1 protein-coding gene is annotated in these 629 nt (G+C 71.9%); it reads right to left on the reverse strand.

Translation table 11 applies throughout. The features are described 5' to 3' along the window. The coding region (locus tag IH13_RS0129190) for an FAD-binding protein (protein WP_234433432.1) at positions 1–562 on the reverse strand (562 nt) is incomplete at its 3' end. Positions 563–629: the final 67 nt, after the last annotated feature.

A 629-nucleotide genomic window follows, 5' to 3' on the forward strand; every position in this document is an offset into this window, starting at 1 on the left:
GGATGCCGCTGCCGTCGTCGAGGCCGTCGCTGACCTTCCCGTGGCCGAGGAGGTGCGGGGCGTGGTCGGCGAGCATCTCCTCGTTGTCCGCGAAGCCGCCGGTGGTCAGGACGACCGCCTTGCGGGCCCGGTAGGCCAGGTCCCGGCCGTGGCGGCGCGCCCTGACCCCGACGACCCGGCCGGTGCCGTCCACGACGAGTGCGGTGGCCAGGGTGTCGGGGTGTACGGCGGCTCCGGCGCCCTCGGCGGCGGCGACCAGCTTGGATGTGTATAAGAGACAGGCACAGCGGTGGCCGCGCGGTGCGGGGCGGGCGATCTCGTTGTACGGCCAGGCGTTCTCGCCCAGCCACATGAGGCCGTCCCTGGTGGTCGGCATCCAGGTCGGTCTGTCCCACAGCGTCGGCTCGAAGGTCAGCCCGCGGTCCACGAACCACTGGAAGTGCTCGGTGCTGCCGTCGCAGTACAGGCGCAGCTTCTCCTCGTCGGCGTGCGGGCCCAGCGCGGCGGCGAGGTAGGCGAACATCTCGTCGGCGCTGTCCTCGAAGCCGCAGGCGTGCTGCACCGGCGTACCGCCGCCGAGGTAGAGCTCGCCGCCGGACAGGGCGGAGGCTGTCTCTTATACACATCTC

The organism is Streptomyces sp. NRRL WC-3549 (assembly GCF_000721935.1).
Classification (GTDB): domain Bacteria; phylum Actinomycetota; class Actinomycetes; order Streptomycetales; family Streptomycetaceae; genus Streptomyces.